The organism is Coleofasciculus chthonoplastes PCC 7420 (assembly GCF_000155555.1).
In the GTDB taxonomy this organism is placed as follows: Bacteria; Cyanobacteriota; Cyanobacteriia; order Cyanobacteriales; family Coleofasciculaceae; genus Coleofasciculus; species Coleofasciculus chthonoplastes_A.
Map to the genome: position 1 here is coordinate 40,952 of NZ_DS989852.1, position 21,925 is coordinate 62,876.

General features: G+C 44.2%; 23 protein-coding genes. 12 read left to right on the top strand and 11 right to left on the bottom strand.

All coding sequences use genetic code 11. The features are described from left to right. Positions 1 to 107 precede the first annotated feature (107 nt). From MC7420_RS17215 to MC7420_RS35330, 3 genes are read right to left on the bottom strand one after another with little or no spacing between them, the layout of a single operon-like run. Entirely contained in the window at positions 108 to 1,613 is a 1,506-nt protein-coding gene (locus MC7420_RS17215; protein WP_006101947.1) for a hybrid sensor histidine kinase/response regulator, read from the bottom strand. Beyond that, on the bottom strand, positions 1,603 to 3,264 hold the full coding sequence (locus tag MC7420_RS17220; RefSeq protein WP_044207951.1) for a hybrid sensor histidine kinase/response regulator: 1,662 nt from the start codon (positions 3,262 to 3,264) through the stop codon (positions 1,603 to 1,605). The genes MC7420_RS17215 and MC7420_RS17220 overlap by 11 nt, the downstream gene beginning before the upstream one ends. 26 nt (positions 3,265 to 3,290) lie before the next feature. After that, positions 3,291 to 5,213, bottom strand: a complete 1,923-nt coding sequence (locus MC7420_RS35330; protein ID WP_198016482.1) for a PAS domain-containing sensor histidine kinase — start codon at positions 5,211 to 5,213, stop codon at positions 3,291 to 3,293. Positions 5,214 to 5,442: 229 nt separating this feature from the next. Here MC7420_RS35330 and MC7420_RS41560 point away from each other — a divergent pair, with 229 nt between their 5' ends. The 4 genes from MC7420_RS41560 (at position 5,443) to MC7420_RS43855 (ending at position 7,902) form a co-directional block, all read left to right on the top strand. Beyond that, positions 5,443 to 5,682: a hypothetical protein gene (locus tag MC7420_RS41560; protein ID WP_006101882.1), complete on the top strand. Its 240-nt coding sequence runs from the start codon at positions 5,443 to 5,445 to the stop codon at positions 5,680 to 5,682. A 47-nt stretch (positions 5,683 to 5,729) separates the two neighbouring features. Next, a complete protein-coding gene (locus tag MC7420_RS17230; protein ID WP_006101961.1) occupies positions 5,730 to 6,365 on the top strand; it encodes a hypothetical protein in 636 nt (211 codons plus the stop codon). Then, positions 6,359 to 7,504, top strand: a complete 1,146-nt coding sequence (locus tag MC7420_RS17235; protein WP_006102080.1) for an AAA family ATPase — start codon at positions 6,359 to 6,361, stop codon at positions 7,502 to 7,504. Before MC7420_RS17230 ends, MC7420_RS17235 begins: the two co-directional genes overlap by 7 nt. 74 nt (positions 7,505 to 7,578) lie before the next feature. After that, entirely contained in the window at positions 7,579 to 7,902 is a 324-nt protein-coding gene (locus tag MC7420_RS43855; protein ID WP_315897229.1) for a DUF3226 domain-containing protein, read from the top strand. Here the strand turns inward: MC7420_RS43855 and MC7420_RS17240 are convergent. Next, entirely contained in the window at positions 7,877 to 8,089 is a 213-nt protein-coding gene (locus tag MC7420_RS17240) for a hypothetical protein (RefSeq protein ID WP_044207863.1), read from the bottom strand. The two genes, MC7420_RS43855 and MC7420_RS17240, sit on opposite strands and share 26 nt — an antisense overlap. Positions 8,090 to 8,315: 226 nt before the next feature. On the opposite strand from MC7420_RS17240, the gene mgsA reads away from it, so the two are divergent. Genes mgsA through MC7420_RS17255 form a run of 3 tightly spaced genes read left to right on the top strand, consistent with a single transcriptional unit; the run spans position 8,316 to position 10,734 of the window. Continuing rightward, positions 8,316 to 9,647, top strand: coding sequence for a methylglyoxal synthase (gene mgsA / locus MC7420_RS17245; RefSeq protein WP_006102002.1), 1,332 nt, complete (start codon positions 8,316 to 8,318; stop codon positions 9,645 to 9,647). Continuing rightward, positions 9,640 to 9,984, top strand: a complete 345-nt coding sequence (locus tag MC7420_RS17250) for a DUF4870 domain-containing protein (RefSeq protein ID WP_006101976.1) — start codon at positions 9,640 to 9,642, stop codon at positions 9,982 to 9,984. The genes mgsA and MC7420_RS17250 overlap by 8 nt, the downstream gene beginning before the upstream one ends. Before the next feature lie 3 nt (positions 9,985 to 9,987). Then, on the top strand, positions 9,988 to 10,734 hold the full coding sequence (locus MC7420_RS17255; RefSeq protein ID WP_006101898.1) for a 4'-phosphopantetheinyl transferase family protein: 747 nt from the start codon (positions 9,988 to 9,990) through the stop codon (positions 10,732 to 10,734). 83 nt (positions 10,735 to 10,817) lie between these two features. Here MC7420_RS17255 and MC7420_RS17260 read toward each other — a convergent pair whose 3' ends face one another. From MC7420_RS17260 to MC7420_RS17270, 3 genes are all read right to left on the bottom strand, one after another. Then, entirely contained in the window at positions 10,818 to 11,060 is a 243-nt protein-coding gene (locus MC7420_RS17260) for a hypothetical protein (protein ID WP_044207865.1), read from the bottom strand. 657 nt (positions 11,061 to 11,717) lie between these two features. Further along, complete coding sequence (locus MC7420_RS17265) at positions 11,718 to 12,377, bottom strand: MotA/TolQ/ExbB proton channel family protein (protein ID WP_006101994.1); 660 nt, start codon at positions 12,375 to 12,377, stop codon at positions 11,718 to 11,720. Between the two features lie 226 nt (positions 12,378 to 12,603). Continuing rightward, entirely contained in the window at positions 12,604 to 14,076 is a 1,473-nt protein-coding gene (locus MC7420_RS17270) for an NF041680 family putative transposase (RefSeq protein WP_006105389.1), read from the bottom strand. A gap of 521 nt (positions 14,077 to 14,597) precedes the next feature. Between MC7420_RS17270 and MC7420_RS17275 the strand changes: the two genes are divergently transcribed. The 4 genes from MC7420_RS17275 to MC7420_RS17290 all read left to right on the top strand — a co-directional run bounded on the left by MC7420_RS17275 (position 14,598) and on the right by MC7420_RS17290 (position 17,898). Then, entirely contained in the window at positions 14,598 to 16,106 is a 1,509-nt protein-coding gene (locus MC7420_RS17275) for a UbiD family decarboxylase (RefSeq protein ID WP_006101857.1), read from the top strand. A gap of 30 nt (positions 16,107 to 16,136) precedes the next feature. Then, positions 16,137 to 16,334, top strand: coding sequence for a hypothetical protein (locus MC7420_RS17280; RefSeq protein ID WP_006101936.1), 198 nt, complete (start codon positions 16,137 to 16,139; stop codon positions 16,332 to 16,334). Positions 16,335 to 16,514: 180 nt separating this feature from the next. Beyond that, entirely contained in the window at positions 16,515 to 17,264 is a 750-nt protein-coding gene (locus MC7420_RS17285; RefSeq protein WP_006101967.1) for a DUF4058 family protein, read from the top strand. A gap of 259 nt (positions 17,265 to 17,523) precedes the next feature. Next, entirely contained in the window at positions 17,524 to 17,898 is a 375-nt protein-coding gene (locus MC7420_RS17290; protein ID WP_006101956.1) for a transposase, read from the top strand. Positions 17,899 to 18,018: 120 nt separating this feature from the next. Here MC7420_RS17290 and MC7420_RS39880 read toward each other — a convergent pair whose 3' ends face one another. The 3 genes from MC7420_RS39880 to MC7420_RS17300 all read right to left on the bottom strand — a co-directional run bounded on the left by MC7420_RS39880 (position 18,019) and on the right by MC7420_RS17300 (position 20,272). After that, positions 18,019 to 18,183 (bottom strand): hypothetical protein, encoded by a 165-nt coding sequence (locus MC7420_RS39880; protein ID WP_006102093.1) that lies wholly within the window; start codon positions 18,181 to 18,183, stop codon positions 18,019 to 18,021. Positions 18,184 to 18,422: 239 nt separating this feature from the next. Then, a complete protein-coding gene (locus MC7420_RS17295; protein WP_006102035.1) occupies positions 18,423 to 18,707 on the bottom strand; it encodes a hypothetical protein in 285 nt (94 codons plus the stop codon). Between the two features lie 212 nt (positions 18,708 to 18,919). After that, positions 18,920 to 20,272, bottom strand: a complete 1,353-nt coding sequence (locus tag MC7420_RS17300; protein ID WP_044207869.1) for a helix-hairpin-helix domain-containing protein — start codon at positions 20,270 to 20,272, stop codon at positions 18,920 to 18,922. Positions 20,273 to 20,310: 38 nt separating this feature from the next. Between MC7420_RS17300 and ychF the strand changes: the two genes are divergently transcribed. Then, positions 20,311 to 21,402 (top strand): redox-regulated ATPase YchF, encoded by a 1,092-nt coding sequence (ychF, locus tag MC7420_RS17305; RefSeq protein ID WP_006102108.1) that lies wholly within the window; start codon positions 20,311 to 20,313, stop codon positions 21,400 to 21,402. A gap of 179 nt (positions 21,403 to 21,581) precedes the next feature. Here ychF and MC7420_RS42620 read toward each other — a convergent pair whose 3' ends face one another. Beyond that, on the bottom strand, positions 21,582 to 21,845 hold the full coding sequence (locus MC7420_RS42620) for a hypothetical protein (protein ID WP_006102027.1): 264 nt from the start codon (positions 21,843 to 21,845) through the stop codon (positions 21,582 to 21,584). Between the last annotated feature and the right edge of the window lie 80 nt (positions 21,846 to 21,925).

Below are 21,925 nucleotides of genomic sequence, written 5' to 3' on the forward strand. Positions count from 1 at the left end.
AAAAAAACGAAGCGAGTATAATCAAGGACAAAGAATAAGGGACAAAGGACAAACGACAAATGACAAATGACAAATGACAAACGACAAATGACAAATGACTAGACTAATTATTCGGGGAAGGGTAAAACCACTGTAAACCTTGTACCAATACCCAAAACACTTTCCACTGACAATGTTCCCCCATGTAAATCAACGGCTTTCTTGACGATGGCTAACCCCATCCCTGAACCTCGAACTGTCCCTGTATTACTGGCGCGGCGGAATGGCTCAAAGATACAAGGTTGATCCTCTGGTGGAATGCCAATTCCGTTATCTTTTACCTCGACTGTCAGCCGATCATCTTCACAGGTTAGGGTTAGATAAACAGAACTGTTTTCTGGAGAATATTTCAAAGCGTTGGTGAGTAAATTTCTCACAATCAGTTGCAGGATTTTTTGATCCAGATAAGCGGTTTGACTTGTGCCGCAACTGCTCCAGGTTATTTTAGCTTGATCACTGGCAATAAGTTGGTATTCGTCGATGAGTTGTTGACAGAAAAGGTTTACATCTAAAGGCATCGGATCAAGGAGCAGTTGACCCGCTTCGGCTTGCCCAAAGGTTAATACATCTTCCAGCAATCCTACCATATATTTTACCGCCTGTTTAATTCGCTGGCAATTGACTCGCTTATTCTCTGAGCGAACCGATGAACTATCGGTTTCGATCAGGAAGGTTGAGGCTTGAATAATCGAAAGCGGGGTGCGGTATTCATGGGAAACCGTGTGAATAAATTGCTGTTGGAACTGGTTAAGTTGTTGTTCCTGAGCTAACTGCTGGCGTAGCGCGGCTTCAGCTTGTTTGCGATCGCGCATATCTTGGAATACCAACACTACCCCCGCTAGATCCCCCTGGTTATCCCGAATCGGTGCAGCACTGTCTGCGATCACGATTTGTTGACCTGTCTTGGTAATTAGGACATGATCATCGGTACGATCAACCAGTCTATCTTCTTTGAATGCCAACGTCACTGAGTTATTCACAGGCTGCTGGGTTTGCACATCAATGATTTGAAAGACATCCTTCAACTCCCGATTCTTCGCATCGGTAAATTGCCATTCGGTTAGTAATTCCGCCACCTGATTCATACACTGAATCCGACAATCTTGATCGACTACAATTACGCCATCGTCAATTCCCCACAGCACTGCACTCAAAAATTGGTCCCGTTTATAGCGCTGCAAGGCAACTTCAATGGCTACGGATAATTGCTGTTCATTCACGGGTTTGAGGATATAGCCAAAGGGTGCCGTTACCTTTGCCCGTTTTAAGGTAATTTTATCGGAATGTCCGGTTAAATAAATTACCGGAATTTGCCACTTATTCCAAATTTGTTGCGCCGTCCAAATTCCATCCATGTCCCCCTGTAACCAGATATCCATCAGCACTAAATCGGGATGAAGTTCCCCGGCTTTGGTGACAGCTTTTTTCCCAGAGGCGGCAATTCCAACGACACCGTAACCCAAAGCTTCTAAATTTTCCTTTAGGTTCAGAGCAATAATTCTCTCATCTTCCACAACCAGAATTCGAGCCATTGTTGCTGTGTCAATTTCCGATAAATATTGTTCACTGATCATGATCATGCTCCACTTCCATCTCTTGGGATTGTAAACTGGGTATAAAAATTGTGAAGATTGTCCCGTCGCGATCGCTCGTGACATCAATCTCGCCCTGGAGTCGATGCACTAACATTTTCGTCACGGTTAATCCTAAACCAGTTCCTTCTTGTTTCCAGGAATAGGAACTCGGAATGCGATAGAATGGCTCAAAAATTTTCTCTCGTTCATCCAGGGGAATTTCTACCCCAGAATTACTCACCTGAATCTCGACAGTAAAATTTTTAGTCCAAAACCCGTCTCCCGACCTTAGAGACGCGCCATGGCGCGTCTCTACATTACCATCTCCCAAAGCCCCCACTGTTACCCCAATATCCTCCCCGGCTGGCGTGTATTTAAATGCATTATTTAGTAATTCTGTCAACATCCGAGTCAAACTCAACCGATCTGAAACCAGGGGGGGTAAATTCGGATCAATATCAATATGCAACCGTTGCTGCTGAAACTGCGCCCAGGCTTCAAAGGGTTTAATCAACTCAGGCATCCAATCGGGGAATTGAATCAATGTTAATTGTAAGGGATGAACTTCTGTTTCAATCGCACCGATATCCAGCAAATCGTTAACCAGCTTCAGTTTCTGATTACACTGCTCCTGGACAATCCCCCAATAACGAGCAATCACTGTGGAATTAGAACGGATTTGTGAACTTAATAAACTCTGTTGATCTAAAATGGTTTCCAGAATCCGAACTGCCAATTTAATCTTTGCCGGAGACGTGGGCAATTCTAATGACGTTTTACTTAAACTCTCATCGTGGAACAGATCTAGACATTGCAGTTCAGCAATATCATACTCTAATTGTCGGGCGCGTTCCATGGCGCGATTCTGTTCTTGGGCTAAACGTTGTCGTGTCGCATCTCGAAACACCAAAACCATACCCTCGATCGCACCATCGTTATTTTTAATCAGAGCCAGGCTATCGGCAATAGGGATTGGCTTTCCTTGCTTGGGGAGCAATAAAATCTGCTTTTCTAAATAAATAATCGTATCTTGTTCTAGAACATTTTTCAGGACATCCTCAACAGGCTGTCGAGTTTGTTCATCGACAATATTAAAGACTTCGGTGAATTTCTGGTCTTTGGCTTCAGCCAATTGCCAACCCGTTAAGGATTCCGCCACCTGATTCAGAAACTTAACCTGACCCTCTTTATCGGTAACAATTACTCCATCTCCAATCCCTCTGAGAATGGCGCTAATTAATTGTTCTCGTTCATATCGCTTGAGTGCCGTTTCAATTGCTACGTAAAGAGCCTGTTCTTTAACGGGTTTGAGGATGTAGCCAAAGGGAGCCGTAATTTTTACCCGTTCTACCGTACTTTGATCCGAATGTCCGGTGACATAAATTGTGGGAATTTTCAGGCACTCCCAGATTTGCTGCGCGGCTTCAATCCCATCAATATTGCCTTTGAGCCAGATATCCATCAACACTAAATTGGGACGGAACTCAGTGGCTTTTGCAATCGCTTGTTCTCCCGACGCTGCGATTGCAGGTACGGTATAGCCGAGGGATTCTAAGCTTTCTTTCAGATTAATCGCGATAATTCTCTCATCTTCAACGACGAGAATTTTTTTGGTTTCTTTTAAGTTCGGAGGTGGTTTTGAAAACATCATCGGGTAATCCTTAATTCTAAACATTATCAAGTTCTGAGTTTATTGCTAAAGGTAATCCTAAATTCAGTTCCGGAGTCACAATTTAGGTCTAAGGTTCCATCGATCTGCTCGACTAAGCCTACAACCAGGGTTAATCCTAATGAAGTAGTTGTTTCGATATCAAAGGATTTTTGGATTCCCACACCGTCATCCCGGACAAGCAGGGTGAGTAAGTTATTATCCGGATTTCGTTGAAATTTAATCTCTATTTCTCCCTGCTGATCCTCTGGAAAAGCATATTTTAGCGTATTAGACACCAATTCATTTAAAATTAAGCCACAGGGAATCGCTGTGTCAATGGCGAGATCAATATCCTCAACCTGATAGGAAATGCGAACTCGACTGGAACTGATGCTATAAGAATCAAATAAATGAGTAATTAAATCGGGAACATATTGGGCAAAATCAATCTGAGCTAAATTATCAGACCGATATAACTTTTCATGCACCAGGGCAATCGAGGCAATGCGATTTTGGCTGTCTTGCAAAACCAACGCTACGTCTTGATATTTAGTCCGCCGCGACTGCATTTGCAGCAGACTACTGACAATTTGCAAATTATTTTTCACCCGGTGATGAATCTCTTTGAGCAAGACCTCTTTTTCTTTGAGGGAAGCTTGGAGTTCCTCTTTAGTTTGCTTTTGTACGGTAATATCTTGTTGAACAATAACCATGACGGTGCCATAGTCGGGATGCTCAAAACGAGACGTTATCGCTTTACCCCAGAAGGGAGTTCCATCTTTTTTTACATTATGAATTTGGCAGGTATATTCAGCATTTGCCTTTGCCATAATTTTTTGAGTAATTAGCTGTCGAACTGGCTCGACGCCAATTTGATTATTTTCATAGTCAATAATCGTCACAGGTTGGTTGTTTAGTTCACCGGGTTCATAACCAAACATCTGCTCAAATTTTGGGTTAGCATAAACGATTATGCCGTCATTCGCTCTAACCAAACAAATACCTTCTTCGATGTTTCGATTAATCACCGCCTGTAGGTTTATATCTTTTTCTGTTTGTTTGCGATCGCTGATATCCACGAAATAACCAACAACCTCAATCGGTTCACCCGTTTCATCTCGAATTAACCTCCCTTCATCCAACAGCCAGTGATAGGTTCCATCGGCGTGCATAAAACGGTATTCAAAGGAATAATTTCCCTGATTTAATTTCCGGGGTAATTCCTGGAGAATCGAGTCAATATCCTCAGAATGGATATGATTTAACCATAAATCTGACCCATTCAAAAATTGCTCTGGGGTGTAACCCACAACATTGACAACATTGTCACTGATATAAGTCAGTTTATAATTCGGCTCAGGCTGGGTGCTAAAAATCACCGCAGGGCTGGAGGTGAGGAGATATTGCAGATATTGCTGAGTTTGCCGCTCAATCTCGCTCAGATTCTTAACAACGTGTAATGTGCCTAGGGTCTCTCCTTGGTCATCCCGGATACTGTGAAACGTGAATTGGTACTTATTGCGATCGCGCTTACTATCGCCAAATTCCTGAATGACTGTAAACTCTTCACCGCGTAGCGCCCGTCCCAAAATGTCCTGTGCCTTTGCTTGTCCATTCGGTAAATGGCTCAGGGATTCTATCAAACTTGTACCGATGTCAATATCTCGCCCAAAAATCTTAATGAATTCGGTTTTATACGCTTGATTAAAGGCAATATAGCGCCAGTTCAAATCCAGCGCCGTCATCATATCCGTGGTGTTCTCTAGAATCCCTTGCAGCAGGAATGGATTGTCTTGTCTGAGCTCCCTGATTGCTGGAGGGCCAAGTCCTATATCTGGTAAGGCGTCTACGTCTAGGTTTAGCGCCCGCAACTCCACCTCAGCCCGGTGTAAGCGATCGCCCAGATCCTGTATTTCTTGTTGGAGTTTTTCTTTTATTTGCTTATTCATATCTGTCTTTAACTGACATAGACTTTTTTGGTTAACTTGGGTTTTAAAGTTGTTATAGTAAAGCTTTTCTTTTTCACACGTTAAACCTAGCAAAATTTTAATCATTGAAACTTAAACTTAACAAAAGTTAACAAGAATAAGTTTTAAACAATAAATAACCAAAAACTTTACATTGAATTAAATCTGAAATGTAAATTTATCGTGAATATATAGCGATCCCAAATCTCCGGTGGAACATCTGGGAGCTTGTCATCCCTTCAAGCCAGACTTTCTCGCCATCAGTCCCAACAATAAAATACCTGTGATTGTTGACCCCGAAGGAATTGAGGGTCAACCCCTATCTCTATTCGAGTCAGGTGCAATGGGAGCTGTATCTAGCCGACAAAACCGGACAATTCATTTCCAAACAGCCACGCGATCGCTATGCTGCAATATAGAACCCCATCCGCCACGTAACGGAGTAGAGTAGATGGGGGGGTATTGGTTGTTCAGTCAATTAACAAGTGAGGTTTACTAATGGCATATAGCAGTTTTACCTTAGCTAAAGTTAAGGAAGATTTTGGCTTAACCGTTGATGAAACGCAAAACCTGTTCGCTGATGTCCCAGGTATTCAACCCTCAGAACTTTTAACACTAAATTTAGCTGAGTCTATCGCTCTAGCGACAGCCATTGATACCGAAAAAGCCCGTTCTGAATTTATTATTGCTCCGGTTTTATCGGAAGTTAGGCGACAGGTTAACTATCAAATCAGTTTATTCTCTGGCACAGATTTTAATGTCGATATCGAAAAAGGATTACAAGGCTATTGTGACTTTATTCTGAGTTGTTCAGCAGAACAATTTTATATCAACGCTCCAGTAATTACAATCGCCGAAGCCAAAAATGAAAAAATCCCATCAGGATTTGGTCAATGTATTGCCGAAATGGTCGCCGCCCAGATATTTAATCAAAGAGCCGGAAATAAAATTGATAAAATTTATGGTGCTGTAACAACGGGGACGGTTTGGCGGTTTTTGGTCTTAGAGGAACGTACCGTATTGATTGATCAGTTAGAATATTATATTAAGGAAGTCGATAAGATTTTGGCAATCCTCTTACAACCCATTCAAGCTTATTTGTCCAAAAGCACCGGAGGAAATGAGATATGTTAAAAAATCTCACTATAAATAATTTTCGCTGTTTCAAACATTTTGAGCTTCAGCAGCTAGGTAGAGTTAACTTGCTTGTTGGCAAAAACAACAGTGGGAAGACGTCAATACTAGAAGCGATTCAACTGCTCTGCTCCAAGGGTAATCCTGAACCATTACTTGACGCAATGACTAACAGAGGTGAATATTGTTGGAGTGATGACATTAGCAGAGGCAGAAGGGAGCGTGAACTTGATATCTGCCATCTTTTTCACGGTCATGAAATTGAATTAGGCAGTGAATTTTTAATATTGGCTTCAAATGATAATATTGAAAATAAACTTTTCGGATCTATAGGCAAACAATCGATTGCTTCCAAGGCAGATTCGGAGATTGAGTCTGATGAATCTACAAGTGTCGTTGAAGAGTTTCCAGATAACTTAATAGAACTTGGGTTTAATATTTCCTGGACTGATGGCAATAAGCCAGAGAGTTGGAAACACATTTTGTCTTCTAATGGAGGACTGTCTGAAGATTATATTCGTCGATGGCGATTTAGAGGTAAGCCATCAAAAAATGCAGCAATAAATCAATATATTACATCATCATCTTTAACAACGAAAAACATGATAGAGCTATTTAATCAAGTAGTTCTAACAGCCGATGAAATGCTTGTCTATAAAGCACTTCAGACGATTGAACCCAAAATTGAGCGCATTGCTTCTATTACATATGAATATGAAAGCCACAGATATTTAGAGTCTCGTGGTGGATTTGTCGTGCGTCTTGCTGACAGTGATCAGCGCGTCCCCATTGGGAGTATGGGGGACGGGATATGGCGGATGTTGGGTCTAGCATTATCAACGGTATGTGCTAAGGGTGGAGTATTGCTGGTTGATGAAATTGATACCGGGCTTCATTTCACAGCGATGGAAGATATGTGGAAACTGATTTTGGAAACGGCTAAAAAACTAAATGTCCAAGTTTTTGCGACTACTCATAATAGTGATTGTTGGACTAGCTTGGCTAGCATTGCGAGTCAGGAACAGGATACTGAAGATGGAATTACAATTCAACGAATAGAACCAGGAAAAGAAATAGGTGTCGTTTTCAGTGAACGTGAGATGGTTATCGCGGCTCAACGAGGGATTGAGGTACGTTAGAAATGGCAAGTAAGTATTATCCAAAGAAGCTTATTGTAGAGGGAAAGCAGGATCAACGAGTTATACCATAACTCATTGAAGCGAATGAAATTACTTGGGAAGAGATAGGGAAAAAAGTTCCCCACATCGAATCCTATGGGAGTGATGAATTTATTGATGCGGATGTAATCTCCACAGAACTGAAAGCGTCAGGATTGACAGCATTAGGGTTAATCGTGGATGCAGATGATGACTTATCGGCACGCTGGACAAGTATCAGAAACGCCTGCTTAAAAAGTCTTCCTGACTTTCCGGAACAATTACCAAAAACGGGATTAATCTATAGTATCGGTGAAAAATTATCGCCATCGGAGACATTACTGTCTGAGTATTTCACTCAACATACTTTTTCACGATAAATGAGGCATCCTCTTGATGAGAATGTCTCAACTCTTGAGATTTATTGACAGCAGCTTTCATATCATCATAAGGACCTGCCCAGAGGTAAGACCTCATTAAGTGATCATCACCAGCCAGTGACCCATAAACCGTATAATAAACCCCATAAAGCGTATTTTGATCCGAGTCAATAACTTTTCTAAGCATAAGAGTTCCTCGATTGGACTTTCACACGAAATCGAATCGTAGTTTGCTGGATAAGACTGTATGATGCCTAACAGCGTAAAGTCAAATGTAGTGCGGCTGATTCCCCCGATCGACTCATCTGACTGTTTGTAGTCAGCGCTTTAGCGCTTCTGCCACTAAAGTGCCTACTACAAAACCAACTGCGCCAATTCCTTTTAAACTAAGATGAGAATTTCCCCATCCCATCATGTCCCCAACCATTGCCTTAATTGCCCACGATCGCAAAAAAGACGATATTGCTAACTTTGCCAAACAATACACCCCCATCCTCTCCCGTTACCGTTTAATCGCCACCGGAACCACCGGACAACGCATTCATGACCGAAGTAAGTTAGAGATTGAGTGTCTATTATCGGGACCTTTGGGCGGAGATGCCCAGATTGCGGCGGAAGTGGCGACAGGTGAGGTGATTGCGGTGATTTTCCTCATCGATCCCCTCTACGCTCAACCCCATGAGCCGGACATTCAGGCATTGTTACGCATCTGTAATGTTCACAACGTCCCTCTGGCTACTAATCTTGCCACGGCTGAAGCAATTATCGCCAATTTTGCCAAAAATCGCTTTGCTTACCTGATTTTTAACCCCGTTTCGGGTCAAGGCAACGCCGAGAAGGATTTAACGCTGATTCAGCAGCTTTTAAAACCCCAACTGCATCTCGATATTCACCTAACGACGCCCGATCGCTCTTCAGCAGAGTTGGCGCAAGAGGCGATCGCATCCGGTGCAGATCTGATTATCGCATCGGGTGGAGATGGCACAATTTCGGCTGTCGCAGGTGCTTTGATTGGTAGCCAGATTCCCTTGGGGATCATCGCCAGAGGTACAGCTAATGCTTTTGCGGTGGCGTTAGGGATTCCCACAAATATTCGCGCCGCCTGTGAACTGATTTTATCAGGCATTACCCGGGTAGTTGATGCCGCACAGTGCAATCAGCATCCGATGATTTTGCTGGCTGGAATTGGCTTTGAAGCCGAAACCGTGGAACGAGCGGATCGAGAGGCGAAAAAACGCTTGGGCGTCTTAGCTTATATTTTGGCAGGGATGCAGCAACTCAACGAACATAGTGTGTTTGAGACAGAATTAGAGATTGCCGGGATTACCAGTCAATGTCAAGCCGCCGCCATCACCATCGCCAATGCAGCACCGCCAACCTCTCTAATGGCACAGGGGATGGGACAAGTGATTGCCAATGATGGGTTATTGGAAGTCACGATTAATACTCAAAACACCAAAATCGAAGCCATGGATGCGATCGTGGATTTACTCGGTGCTGCATTAATGCGGAGAGCTGCCCGTCGAGAGGATACAATTTGTTTACGAACTGGACAAATTAAGGTCAACACTAACCCTCCCCAAAAAGTGGTTGTCGATGGGGAAATTATTGGCACAACTCCAGTCACGATTGAATGTATTCCCCAGGGATTAACCGTCATTGCTCCCTTGGAAGCATCCAAGCCTGCCGATGAACAACCACCTGTCACTGAACCAGAGCTAATACTAGGAGTCACTGATGAGTAATCAGCACGATCTCGATCAACGCAAACTTTTATCCGCCCTATGCCATGGCTCGATATTGTTGAGTTCAGCGATTTTATCGGTTGCGATCCCGATTGTGATTTTGTTGGTGACGGATGATCCGATTGTTAAGGCAAATGCCAAAGAATCTCTAAATTTTTACATTAATCTCTATATCTATGCTTTTATTTTTGTTCTGCTAATCGTTGTCGTAATTGGTGTCCCCTTACTGATTCTGTTAGGTTTGGTCAGTCTAATCATGCCGATTATTGCTGTGATCAAGGTTCTAGATGATCCCAACCAACCCTACCGCTATCCGTTTATTTTCCGCTTGGTGTAGGTGATGACGATTGGGAAACCGCTTTGGCATCCTCAACCCTCTAGCTTAGTCTTCTCCACCCAGGAGATCCATGTCTGGCGGGCGGATCTGAATCAACCGATCGCACAGATCGAGAGATTAGCACAACTCCTTTCCCAGGATGAACAGCAACGGGCAAAGCGATTCTACTTTGAGCGCGATCGCAACCATTTTATTGCAGGTCGGGGGATTTTGCGGACAATCTTGGGTCGCTATTTAAATCAACCGCCTGATCAAATCCAGTTTGACTATAGTCCCCGTGGCAAACCCACTCTGGCAACGAGCAACCCCAATCAAACATTGGGTTTTAATCTGTCTCATTCTCATGGATTAGCCTTGTATGCTCTATCCTCAACTCTTAAACTAGGGATTGATCTTGAATATAAGCGTCCCATGCCCGATGCAGAGAAACTAGCACAACGTTTCTTTACGCCAAGAGAATATACTGCTATTCGGACTCTGGCTGGGGATCAGCAACAACTCGCGTTTTTCAACGGTTGGACACGCAAAGAAGCCTATTTAAAAGCAACTGGTGATGGGTTAGCCAAGTTATCAGAAATTGAAGTTGCTCTGATGCCAGGAGAATCAGCTAAATTGCTGAGTATCGCCGGAGACGCTAACGCGGCGTCTCATTGGTCACTTTTTCCCCTGATCCCAGCATCGGATTATGTGGCGGCTGTTGTGGTATTCGGGCAGAATTGGCAGATAAAATGTCTTGAGTTTGACCATTAAGTTCCCAGACACGGTATCATACCAAACGTTCAGGTTGTTACAAATGACCAATGACCAATGACCAATGACCAATGACAAATGACTTAAACTAATTCAACGCGATCGCAGATTGTTTGACCAAACAGCGAGTCTTGCTCAACTTGTGGCGGGTGAGGTGGAGCCACCAGAATGACAGAATGATATTGAGAGACGATCACCTCTGGATCAAAAATAAATTCACTATAGTCAGCCAAATCATCCAATCCCAACACATTTAAAACGATCTCGGATAAAACCCAAGTCGTCACTTTGAAACATGCCTTTTTCCACTGCTTATGCCTATTCATCTGTTTTAGGCTCCTGCGATCGGTGGTTGAGATTTCGCCTTCTGGCTCAAAGATTGGTGTTTAGAGCAGTACCATCACTGTTCGCGGCTCAATCCCTACTGGTACATTCAGTGCGATTACCTTGATTTCAGCAATCTTTACAAAAACTTGTCCAGAACTTACGCATTCCTTTATCTGTAGAGACTGAATAATTGTGTCGAAGGCTACACATCTTAACTACACCCTGTTTCCTGCGTTAGTTCCTTGTTGATGCCAAGCCCTAAATACTCACAACTTGGCTTTCATTCAATACCCTAACTAAAGTTATGTAAAGCATCACACCTTCAACCTGGCGCTTTAAGTAAAGTTTTGATGAAATTTAGCGTGGGGAGATAAAAATCAGCAATACCCTGCTAGTCGCCAGGGTTCCCAGGGAGATGGGGTGAGCTGACAGGTGTAGGTTTTTTACTCTTAGGTGGGGACAAGACAAGGAGGACAAGGATGGAAAGAAGACAAGGGGGAAAAACCGTACAGAATTCGGTTCGGTCAAACTAACTTCTAAAAGCCGAAACGCCCTATTTTTCGTTCTCACTCTTCCTTGTCTACGGTCGCTGAGCGAAGTCGAAGTGATGGTCTACCTGTCTACCTTGTCTTACCTCAACCCCAATCTTAAAAAACCTACCCTTGTGAGGAGGAGGGGGTGAGGAGGGGTTCATACCAAACCTGGCGATAAATAAGTTCTAATTCACTTCCCACCTCGGCAAAGTAGTCCATTTGCTGGGAGTGTAACGTGACGATAGTTCGGAGAATTAAAAGCGCAATAATTGCCACAATCATACCCGCTGCTGTAGTAATTAGTGCTTCACCAATACCTCCAGCCACTTTTGTTGCCTCAACGGTTGTCCCACCCCCACCAATTTTTAGGTTATTGAATGTACTAATTAAACCCGTAACCGTTCCCAATAGACCCAATAGAGGCGCAACCGCTACAATAGTTTCCAGGAGTTTTTCACCTTTTCGCATTTTGATTAATTCTTTATCACCAGCAGCTTCCATGGCTAAACGAAAGGTTTCTGGTGTTGGCTGTTTCAGCTTGAGGGGTGCATAGAGAAAGCGACCAATGGGCAAGTGTTGAGCCGATTCAGCTATATCTCTAGCCTGTTCTAAGTTAGAATGTGCCGTCCCTAGCACATCGTCAACCAGGGTGGCTTCTTGGCTTAATAATTGAAACCAAAACCAAGCACGATCTAGCCCACAGGATATCGTTAGTATCGATAATCCCAGCAGGGGCAGCATGACGAAACCGCCTTGGATTAATAAATCATAGACTCTTGTCATGTAAGCAAATCTAATTCCGCGATCGCGACTCTAAAAGATCAACCCTGGCAACTTTTATCCTACAACGATACGGTTAAATATGCCCTCGAAGGTCGTGAAGGGACGCGAAGGCTTTCACCTTTGCTATCCTGCAAGAACTTAATCAACTGGACTTTGGACAAAAGAAAACGGGTTCGCCCACAATGTTGACGAACCTATGGATAGAAAATCATGAAAATTAACTAAATTAAGACGCCCGTGGCGAGTTTTTTCCTCTTGTTTTGTCTTTTTTGAGGACAGGATGCCGCTGGCGAGGAGGTAGAGAAGTACCTGGAAAACGGCCAGGGGAATAACCTCGGGTTTGGGGAGTTTTAGCGGGCGTACCAACCACCGAAATTATTCGGATAAAGTCTCTTTGTACAGCAGTTGGTGTTATACTAGAGTGAGATGTTTGTGGCAGATAACGCTCCCAGGGACGTGGTAAGTGTTGTGCCAAGTCTTTGGTTAGCCATAATTGAATGTAAGCCAATAGGGTTAGTTGAATCCAGTTTTCTTCATGGCCAACTTCAGGAGTTTGAAAAGCCGCCATTAACAAACGCTGTTTACCAAAACGAAAAAAATGCTCCAAGTCAAAACGTTGGCGATAGGCATGATAAATATCTAAACAACTAAGTTCGCTTCGACGTTGACCAATGGCGATCAACCACATGGGACTCCAGAGGGATTTTCCTTGTTGATCACTCACCTGAATTTTTAGCAAGGTAAAAGGGTATTGATGGAGGGGAAATTCTTTCGTCCCTCGCATCAACATCTGCTGCCAACAGGAAATATTTATATTTAAGACTCGACCCGATCTAGCTGTCAACTGAGTTGTGCTGGTTTGGTCAGGAGAATGCCAAGTTGATTCATCCTTGAGGTCAAATTTGTTGCCATACCATTGAGGATGCCCACGTCGTTTGGTCTTAACACGACAATCACCTGGATGGCGATAAAAGACACGATTTCTCCTAACTCGGGTGATAATAACAACATTATCATCTGAGAGATTTTGTTTCAAAAAGCTAGAACTACTGTAATCGCTATCAGCAACCAGGACAGATAAGGAGTTTTGAGGTAAGTCCAGATGAGAAAGAGCTTCTTGAAACTGAAGCGTTCCAGCTTCTGTTGATTTTTGCTCCGGTAAAACCCTTTGCGCTGATAGAGGAAGACACCAAGGCGCATTGTCAAAATCTGTACGTTCAGGTAATAGGGATAAAATTGAGTAGGAATAACCAATATTTATGGGTTTATTTCCCTTAATTGTGTTAGGCTGATGGATGAAACCGCGTTCAGCCATAGTGACGGCATGAGGTCGTGCTCTTGGAGTAACATCTAAACCAAATAAGTAAAAAGCTCGTTCTACGGGAGTGGGAATGATTGAGGCAATGAGCGGCAAAAGGGACTGTTGTGTTTTTATGGTTTCAGTCGTTGTGTTAAGGTGAGAGTCTTTTCTCTCACCTAGGTTGAACTTAAACTGTTGAATCGCTTTATAAAAGGTACTATAGTTTCTTTTGAATAAGGGATTTAGTGTCACCTGGACAGGTGAGCGAGCTGTTTGATTAGAGGACAGGGCATCAATTAAATCCATAACGGCATCGCGTCTATGGGGAATAATTGTATACAGTTTTTGTCGAAACTGCTGAAATTGTTCAATAATTTTGTTACAGTCACAGTGGGGCATTGGCTTTCAGGAAACTAATGTCAGGTTGGTATTGACATTATCTGATAGTATTGCCCCGCTTTTGCCATTCTCTTATTATAAAAATAATAATCATTCTCATGAACGGGAGTGGAGCAACGTTCACCTTCCCCTTTAACGGCGATTTTGACGCACACTACTTATGTACGATTTTTGAGGGGGTGAGCGCTCAAACCACTACGGAATAAGGCTTGACGCTGGGGTATAGGGGATTGCGGCTTAATAAAGTACCAACCCAGCTTGGCTGTATTCATGAGTTCAGGTTTCCTCACTGGTACTGTATTTTTACGCAGTTCCCATCGTTCATCTGCACGGGGGGAACTTCCGATTAACCTGGATTGAGTATCACAATCGGTGGCTTAGAGTAAGCTACTTTAAGTTCTTTTACTTCTTTGTTTGTCCAAAGTCCAGTAATCAAACTCGACGGACATATCACGAAGTAGCACAGAGGATGGCTTATGCGTCCATAATAAAAGAAACAAAAAGCTTTACACATCTTAACCATGGCGAGAGATCTGCGGGCATTTATCCAGCTTTTAGAGGAACGGGGACAATTACGTCGGATTACGGCGTTAGTTGACCCGGATTTAGAAATTGCCGAGATATCCAATCGGATGCTACAGGCGGGAGGACCTGGACTATTATTTGAGAATGTCAAGGGTTCATCCTTTCCCGTCGCCATCAACCTGATGGGAACCGAGGAACGGGTGTGTTGGGCGATGAATAAGGAACATCCCCAAGAGTTGGAAACATTGGGGAAAAAGCTGGGAATGCTGCAACAGCCGAAACCACCGAAGAAAATTTCCCAGGCGGTGGAGTTTGGCAAGATTTTATTTGATGTCGTCAAAGCCAAACCGGGACGCGATTTTTTCCCCGCCTGTCAGCAAGTGGTGGTGGAAGGAGACGCCCTAGATTTAAATAAACTGCCCCTAATTCGTCCCTATCCAGGGGATGCGGGCAAAATTATTACCTTGGGGTTGGTGATTACCAAAGACTGTGAAACGGGTACTCCTAATGTGGGTGTGTACCGTCTGCAACTGCAATCCCGGACTACCATGAGTGTTCATTGGTTATCGGTACGGGGTGGGGCGAGACACCTCCGCAAAGCGGCGCAGAATGGCAAGAAACTGGAAATTGCGATCGCACTTGGGGTTGACCCCTTAATTATTATGGCAGCTGCCACGCCGATTCCCGTAGACCTTTCCGAATGGCTGTTTGCGGGACTTTATGGTGGTTCAGGGGTGCAACTGGCAAAGTGCAAGACGTTAGATTTACAAGTCCCGGCTGACTCCGAGTTTGTCCTCGAAGGGACAATCACACCGGGGGAAGTATTACCTGATGGACCCTTTGGTGATCACATGGGCTATTACGGCGGCGTCGAAGATTCCCCAGTGATTCACTTCCACTGCATGACCCATCGCCAAAACCCCATCTATCTTACCACCTTCAGTGGGCGTCCCCCCAAGGAAGAAGCAATGATGGCGATCGCACTCAATCGGATTTATACGCCAATTTTACGCCAACAGGTATCCGAGATTGTGGACTTCTTCCTCCCCATGGAAGCCCTGAGTTACAAAGCCGCGATTATTTCCATTGATAAAGCCTATCCCGGACAAGCGAGGCGGGCGGCTTTAGCGTTTTGGAGTGCCTTACCCCAATTTACCTACACCAAATTCGTAATTGTTGTGGATAAAGATATTAATATCCGTGATCCGCGTCAAGTGGTGTGGGCAATTAGTTCCAAAGTAGACCCGACGCGAGATGTATTTATTCTGCCGAATACGCCCTTTGATAGCTTAGATTTTGCCAGTGAAAAGATTGGTTTAGGCGGACGTATGGGCATTGATGCAACCACTAAAATTCCTCCCGAAACGGAACATGAATGGGGTGCAACCTTGGAATCCGATGCGGATGTCGCCGCTATGGTTGATCGGCGTTGGGTCGAGTATGGCTTAGAGGATTTGGAATTAGGAGAGGTTAATCCGAATCTGTTTGGCTATGATATGCGGTGAACAAATTTGTAAGTGATTAGGAGATAACCCTTGACCGAATCCAAAAAAACAATCAAACCCTCAGCCCAAGACATTGAAAATGAAGTCAAAGGAATGCAGGAACGCGGTGTTACGAATGCAGAGGTTCTTCAAGCCATGGCAGTTATTGCTGATAAACAAGGTGATTCTACCTTAGCCAGAAAACTCGCCAATACAGCCAAAGAGTTAGTCAAAGAAAGCCAAATTTAAATCAAAACCATGTCCTCTTTCCCAAGTGAAGGGTCACGCGCCATGTCTTAGAGTAAAGCGAAGGATTAATCGGGGCGAGTTTTGTTGCATCTGGGTCAAAAAGAGACGATAGTAGTGAAACCCGCTCCTACACCCCTCAAAACTTATAAGTAATACACAACCGACGCTACCGGACTTGATATGACCAGTCAACCTAATTTTCCTGGTATGAACCCCTACCTGGAACGACCAGACATTTGGCCCGAAATCCATTACGGGTTGATTAGTGGACTAATGAGGACACTCAACCCAGTACTTAACCCCAAATATCGGGCGGCTGTCGATAAGCGGGTTTACCTGGATTCTGTTTTAGTTGGTATTCCTGATACAACGGTGATTCAGCAAACGCCTAATCGCACTACAACCTCTACCTCAGCCGCCGTTTTGAGCCAGCCTGAGCGTGTGGCGATACCCATGCTCGAAGAAGTCACCGAACGCTTTTTGGAAATTCGCGAAGTGGCTACCCGCAACGTTATCACTGTCATTGAAGTGCTATCGCCCAAGAATAAACGATCCGGCGAAGGGCGATCGCAGTATCTAAAAAAGCGTCAAACGTTACTCAGCAGCCAAACCCATTTGGTCGAAATTGATCTGCTCAGAAGCGGTGAATCTATGCCTGTGCAAGGTGGATGTATAGCCGACTACCAAATCTTAGTCAGTCGAGCCAATGAAAGACCCGCTGCAGAACGGTATCCCTTTGATTTGCGGGAGCCAATCCCCGTATTTTTATTACCCCTGAGCGCCGCAGAAGTTGAACCGGCGATCGATTTGGCTGCTTTACTTGAACAAGCCTCTCAGGAAGCTGCCCTTGACTTGGTGATTGACTATTCGATGCCGCCAGAACCCCCCTTGAGTGAAGATGATATGACTTGGCTCGATACCTTACGCTAAGTAGTCGGACTTTCATTAAAGTTGAGCATGAGAGCAAGGGAACAGAAAATGGGAAATAGTCAGAATTTTACATTTTTTAATATTTCTTAGTACAACAAACATCATTGTTCCCCACTTCAATCCTAGAAATAGTAGAGCGAGTCAATTTAGTGCCGAGGCAATCCGCCTTGGCATTTTTCTGCAACATTATATGACATAAAACACCTCTTTATTGGAGTTGTATGGTTCATCTTTGGTTCATCAGATTTTGGAACTAAAGATGAGCCACAAAAACGATAATTATCTTGCCCGTCTGGAACAAATCCGGTGGGGTAAGTATCCCCAATGCCCCTATTGCCAATCAACTCATTCTCGACGCTTAAAAAAGGAACGCCGATATCAATGTAACGAATGCTTTACTTCATATAGCGTTACAGTTGGGACTCTGTTTCACAAAACTCATGTTGACTTAGAAAAATGGGTTCTGGCAATTTATCTGGTTCTCAATCCCCCCGAACGGATTAGTGTGCGTCAGTTAGCGAAGAAAATTGGAGTCAATAAGAATACCGCCTCCTATATGATTGCCCGGATTCGTCAGGCAATGACTAAAGAGGCGGACTTGCTACAGCGACTTGTTGAAATAGAGTTTGAGTGAATTACAAGTCCAGTGACATTAACCCCCTAAACCAAACCCATTTGAGTTCCCTCCCCTTGATCAGGGGAGGGTTAGGGTGGGGTTTGTCTAAAGGTATTAGAGATTTGTCAACTTAATCGGTTAACTCTTTTTGGGAATGTCTAAGGAAGAAAGGTATTTAGACAGCGATTCTCCCAATAGTTCTTCGGGTGTCTTTTTTTTATCGGGTTTTTTAGCCGTAAATCCACCAAAAAACCAAACCCAAAGCGAAGCATAGAGGAATAGGATGAAAAATGGTGACAGCATAATCGTTAACGGTAGATAACCCTAATCAAACTAATCCCAGAGATAGGTAAGACGGAGAGTACCATCTTGAACTGCCTCTGCGACTACTGACAGTTAGGAAACTTTCCTTACATCCAAGTGTAAGACTGTGTGTCGAAAAAGTCTCGACCGCTAACTGGGACACTCTGAAAAAGATTGTAGAGACGCGCCATGGCGCGTCTCTACTGGGTTTTGGGCGGATGTCAATCCAATTCTATCGGTTATATGGCATTACTAGAGAGCAATGTTCTCCCGATAATATTGTGTGCATTTTTTTGGATATGATGGCTAACAATTTGCTGAATTTTATGATGCAAATGTTTTTCGGTATCTTTAAGGCTTGCCAAAAATGTCAGTAATCGTTGTTTATCTAATAGCGGTAAGTCTCTGAGCAATTCTTCAGCTTCCTCTAACATTCGCTCTTGTGCCTCTGGCATCAAGGTGATCCAGTTGGAATATAATAGGTTGCGTTCGACAATCGCCAGCTTCCATTGATATTCGGGCATGATGCTTGTCCCACTTAATCATTTGCTATCTGTCGATCATCCTAAGTGAAAGACTATGAAGAAATGGCAAAGACGGCTCTTTCGGTTGTAAAAAGATTGTAAATCTAGCATCCAGGTAGGGCAGGGCGGGTTTTGGACAACTGTTATCGGTGATGTGCCGATAGGTTAGTTCCTAAACCCGCCCCTACAATTGTTTTATCCCATCGCATTCCCTAATGATTGTCCGCCAACGCCTTGGTGCGAGCTTGAAATCCCGCAGACTTCAGCCTGTCAACCATACCTTCATAATCTTGTACCCAGTATTTAGGATCAAAGCGCACAAATTGGCTCTGATTTAACGCCCCAACCCTAGCGATAACTGGCACTTTCTGCGGTTTCCTCTCCCCAGATTGTTCTTGCAAAATCGATTGGAGACGTTTCAGGGTGGCTGTGTCCACGCTCTGGGGGGTTAGTTCCACGATAATCATTTGTGCTTTTTCAATCGGTTCGACATCTTCGATAATCATCTGAATTTTCTCATCTCGTTCATCCGCCTTACCCCACACAATTAAACGGGCATCTTTTTCAATTAAGGAACTAATCCGCTCAAACGTTTTCGGAAAAATAACGCCATCGGCTTGACCGGTGAGATCTTCCATTTGCACAAATGCCATGCGATCGCCACTTGTTTTGGTAACGTGAAATTTGACCTCAGTCAGCATCACGATGGCACTCAGGATGGTGCGTTTGTTCTGATCGGCTAATTCGTTGAGGTTAATCGGAGTCAGTACCTGATTGGCGAATGGACGCACGGATTTGAGGGGGTGATCGGAGACATAGAAGCCGAGCAATTCTTTTTCTTGTAGGAGCTTTTCTTGAGCCGAGAAATCCTCAACCTTGGGGGTTTTCGGAGCAGCTTTCCAGGCATTATTCCGTTCACTGTTGTTTGTATCCGCGTCTTCTAAGACATCAAAAATATTAATTTGACCACTCTGTCGATCCTTGGCTCGATCTTGTCCCCAACTAATTAGCACATCTAAATCGTTAATTAGTTGTTTGCGATTGGATTCGAGGCGATCAAACGCCCCGGAGTAAATCAGGGATTCCAAGGCGCGACGATTCACCACCCGCAACTCCACGCGATCGCAAAAATCGGCTAATGACTGAAAATCCCCGTCCTTTTCCCGTTGGTGGAGAATAGTCTCAATCGCCCCCTCGCCCAAATTCCGGATGGCTGAGAATCCGAATAAGATTTTGCCAGAGACTGGGGTAAAATCGACGTGCGATCGGTTAATATCCGGCTGCAAGACATCGATGCCCATGGTGGTACAGGTGGCGATGTACTTCTGCACCTTATCCTGATTCCCACTACTGGCTGTCAGCAGCGCTGTCATGTACTCCACCGGATAATTGGCTTTCAGAAACGCTGTCTGATAGGTAACATAGGCATACGCTGTCGAGTGGGACTTGTTAAAGCAATTGGACGCCACCGAGCCATTGAAGAGCAGAAAATTATGGTCGCGCTCGACGCCAATGTCATAGACTGGTTGAGTACCCAAGGGTTTACGACCGATAATTTTAACCACGTTTAGAACTCCTTAAATCGTTTCCAAATTGCGCTGACATGTTAAGAGCCGGAATTGTGGGATTGCCCAACGTAGGCAAATCAACCTTATTTAACGCCCTCGTCGCCAATGCTAAAGCAGATGCGGCGAATTTTCCCTTCTGCACGATTGAGCCGAATGTTGGGGTTGTCGCTGTACCCGATGAACGGTTGTCTGTGCTGGCGAAAATTTCCACCTCTGAGCAAATTGTGCCAACTCGGATTGAGTTTGTCGATATTGCCGGATTGGTGAAGGGGGCGAGTAAAGGCGAGGGACTCGGGAACCAGTTTTTAGCCAATATCCGGGAAGTGGATGCTATTGTCCATGTGGTGCGCTGTTTTGATGATGAGAATATTATCCATGTTTCCGGTTCCGTTGATCCAGTACGTGACATTGACGTGATTAATCTGGAATTGGCGTTAGCGGATTTAGCCCAAGTGGAACGCCGCATGGAACGCACCCGCAAGCAGGCGCGGACGAGTAAAGAGGCGCAGTTGGAACTGGAAGCCTTGGAAAAGTTGAGTGCGGGATTGAATGAAGGTAAATCGGCGCGAAATATTAGTTTAACCGAAGACGAAGCCGAGGTGGTGAAGCCGTTAGGATTATTGAGTGCAAAACCGATTATTTATGCGGCGAATGTGTCGGAAGATGATTTAGCCTCTGGGAATGAATGGGTGGAACAAGTGCGACAAGTCGCCACGGCTGAGACAGCGGAAGTCGTTGTAGTTTCGGCGCAAGTGGAGTCAGAATTAGTTGAGTTACCCGAAGATGAACGGGGCGATTTCTTGGAGTCGTTAGGTGTGGAAGAAGGGGGATTAAAATCCTTAATTCGGGCTACATACAACTTGTTAGGATTACGCACCTTTTTAACCACCGGACCCAAAGAAACCCGGGCTTGGACGATTATAGCCGGAATGAAAGCCCCCCAAGCGGCTGGTACGATTCACACGGATTTTGAGCGGGGATTTATTCGGGCGGAAACGGTTGGTTATGATGATTTAGTAACGTCTGGATCAATGAATGCGGCGAAGGACAAAGGATTAGTGCGGGCGGAAGGGAAAGAGTATGTGGTGCAAGAAGGCGATGTAATGCTATTTCGGTTTAATGTTTAAGTCCAATTCTCAACAGGGCGGTTGAAACCGCAGCTACACAAACAAAACCTGCCTACGCAGGTTTCAAAAGATTTTAGGTAGGGTGGGCAAGAGTTATAAACCAACAAACCCTTATATTATTGTTCGTTGCTCTTGCCCACCACAACGGTAACTGAATTCCTGTGAATTTAAAGTTTTGATCAGCTAATCTCTAGCCTTTTAAAGTCAGCTAGCAAAAACGCGATCGCGCCAAATAATTTATCTAAATCTGTAATCGCTATTCGGGTTTTCTCTTTCGTAAAAATATCCCCCACAAGCCGCCCCAGTTGCCATAATTCTCCATCGGTAACAATGCCATATACAGGTTTTGTTTCATTCTGGTTCATCTTCTGTGCGGCAATTAACTCCGCAAGGCATTGCGCCCACTCTTCAATAAAGTTATTCTGCTTGGCTTCAACAACCACGACAAGCGGTAAACCCAGTATTGTTTTTCCGAGTTCTGATTTTGTTGATATTAAATAATCAGGTGTGCCTGTGAGTTTAT

Excerpts from the sequence above, each read along its gene's own strand:
- MC7420_RS17215 (WP_006101947.1), bottom strand. The coding sequence starts at position 1,613 with ATGATCAGTGAACAATATTTATCGGAAATTGACACAGCAACAATGGCT.
- MC7420_RS17220 (WP_044207951.1), bottom strand. The coding sequence starts at position 3,264 with ATGATGTTTTCAAAACCACCTCCGAACTTAAAAGAAACCAAAAAAATT.
- MC7420_RS35330 (WP_198016482.1), bottom strand. The coding sequence starts at position 5,213 with ATGAATAAGCAAATAAAAGAAAAACTCCAACAAGAAATACAGGATCTG.
- MC7420_RS17230 (WP_006101961.1), top strand. The coding sequence starts at position 5,730 with ATGGCATATAGCAGTTTTACCTTAGCTAAAGTTAAGGAAGATTTTGGC.
- MC7420_RS17235 (WP_006102080.1), top strand. The coding sequence starts at position 6,359 with ATGTTAAAAAATCTCACTATAAATAATTTTCGCTGTTTCAAACATTTT.
- MC7420_RS17240 (WP_044207863.1), bottom strand. The coding sequence starts at position 8,089 with ATGCTTAGAAAAGTTATTGACTCGGATCAAAATACGCTTTATGGGGTT.
- mgsA (WP_006102002.1), top strand. The coding sequence starts at position 8,316 with ATGTCCCCAACCATTGCCTTAATTGCCCACGATCGCAAAAAAGACGAT.
- MC7420_RS17250 (WP_006101976.1), top strand. The coding sequence starts at position 9,640 with ATGAGTAATCAGCACGATCTCGATCAACGCAAACTTTTATCCGCCCTA.
- MC7420_RS17255 (WP_006101898.1), top strand. The coding sequence starts at position 9,988 with ATGACGATTGGGAAACCGCTTTGGCATCCTCAACCCTCTAGCTTAGTC.
- MC7420_RS17260 (WP_044207865.1), bottom strand. The coding sequence starts at position 11,060 with ATGAATAGGCATAAGCAGTGGAAAAAGGCATGTTTCAAAGTGACGACT.
- MC7420_RS17265 (WP_006101994.1), bottom strand. The coding sequence starts at position 12,377 with ATGACAAGAGTCTATGATTTATTAATCCAAGGCGGTTTCGTCATGCTG.
- MC7420_RS17270 (WP_006105389.1), bottom strand. The coding sequence starts at position 14,076 with ATGCCCCACTGTGACTGTAACAAAATTATTGAACAATTTCAGCAGTTT.
- MC7420_RS17275 (WP_006101857.1), top strand. The coding sequence starts at position 14,598 with ATGGCGAGAGATCTGCGGGCATTTATCCAGCTTTTAGAGGAACGGGGA.
- MC7420_RS17285 (WP_006101967.1), top strand. The coding sequence starts at position 16,515 with ATGACCAGTCAACCTAATTTTCCTGGTATGAACCCCTACCTGGAACGA.
- MC7420_RS17290 (WP_006101956.1), top strand. The coding sequence starts at position 17,524 with ATGAGCCACAAAAACGATAATTATCTTGCCCGTCTGGAACAAATCCGG.
- MC7420_RS39880 (WP_006102093.1), bottom strand. The coding sequence starts at position 18,183 with ATGCTGTCACCATTTTTCATCCTATTCCTCTATGCTTCGCTTTGGGTT.
- MC7420_RS17295 (WP_006102035.1), bottom strand. The coding sequence starts at position 18,707 with ATGCCCGAATATCAATGGAAGCTGGCGATTGTCGAACGCAACCTATTA.
- ychF (WP_006102108.1), top strand. The coding sequence starts at position 20,311 with ATGTTAAGAGCCGGAATTGTGGGATTGCCCAACGTAGGCAAATCAACC.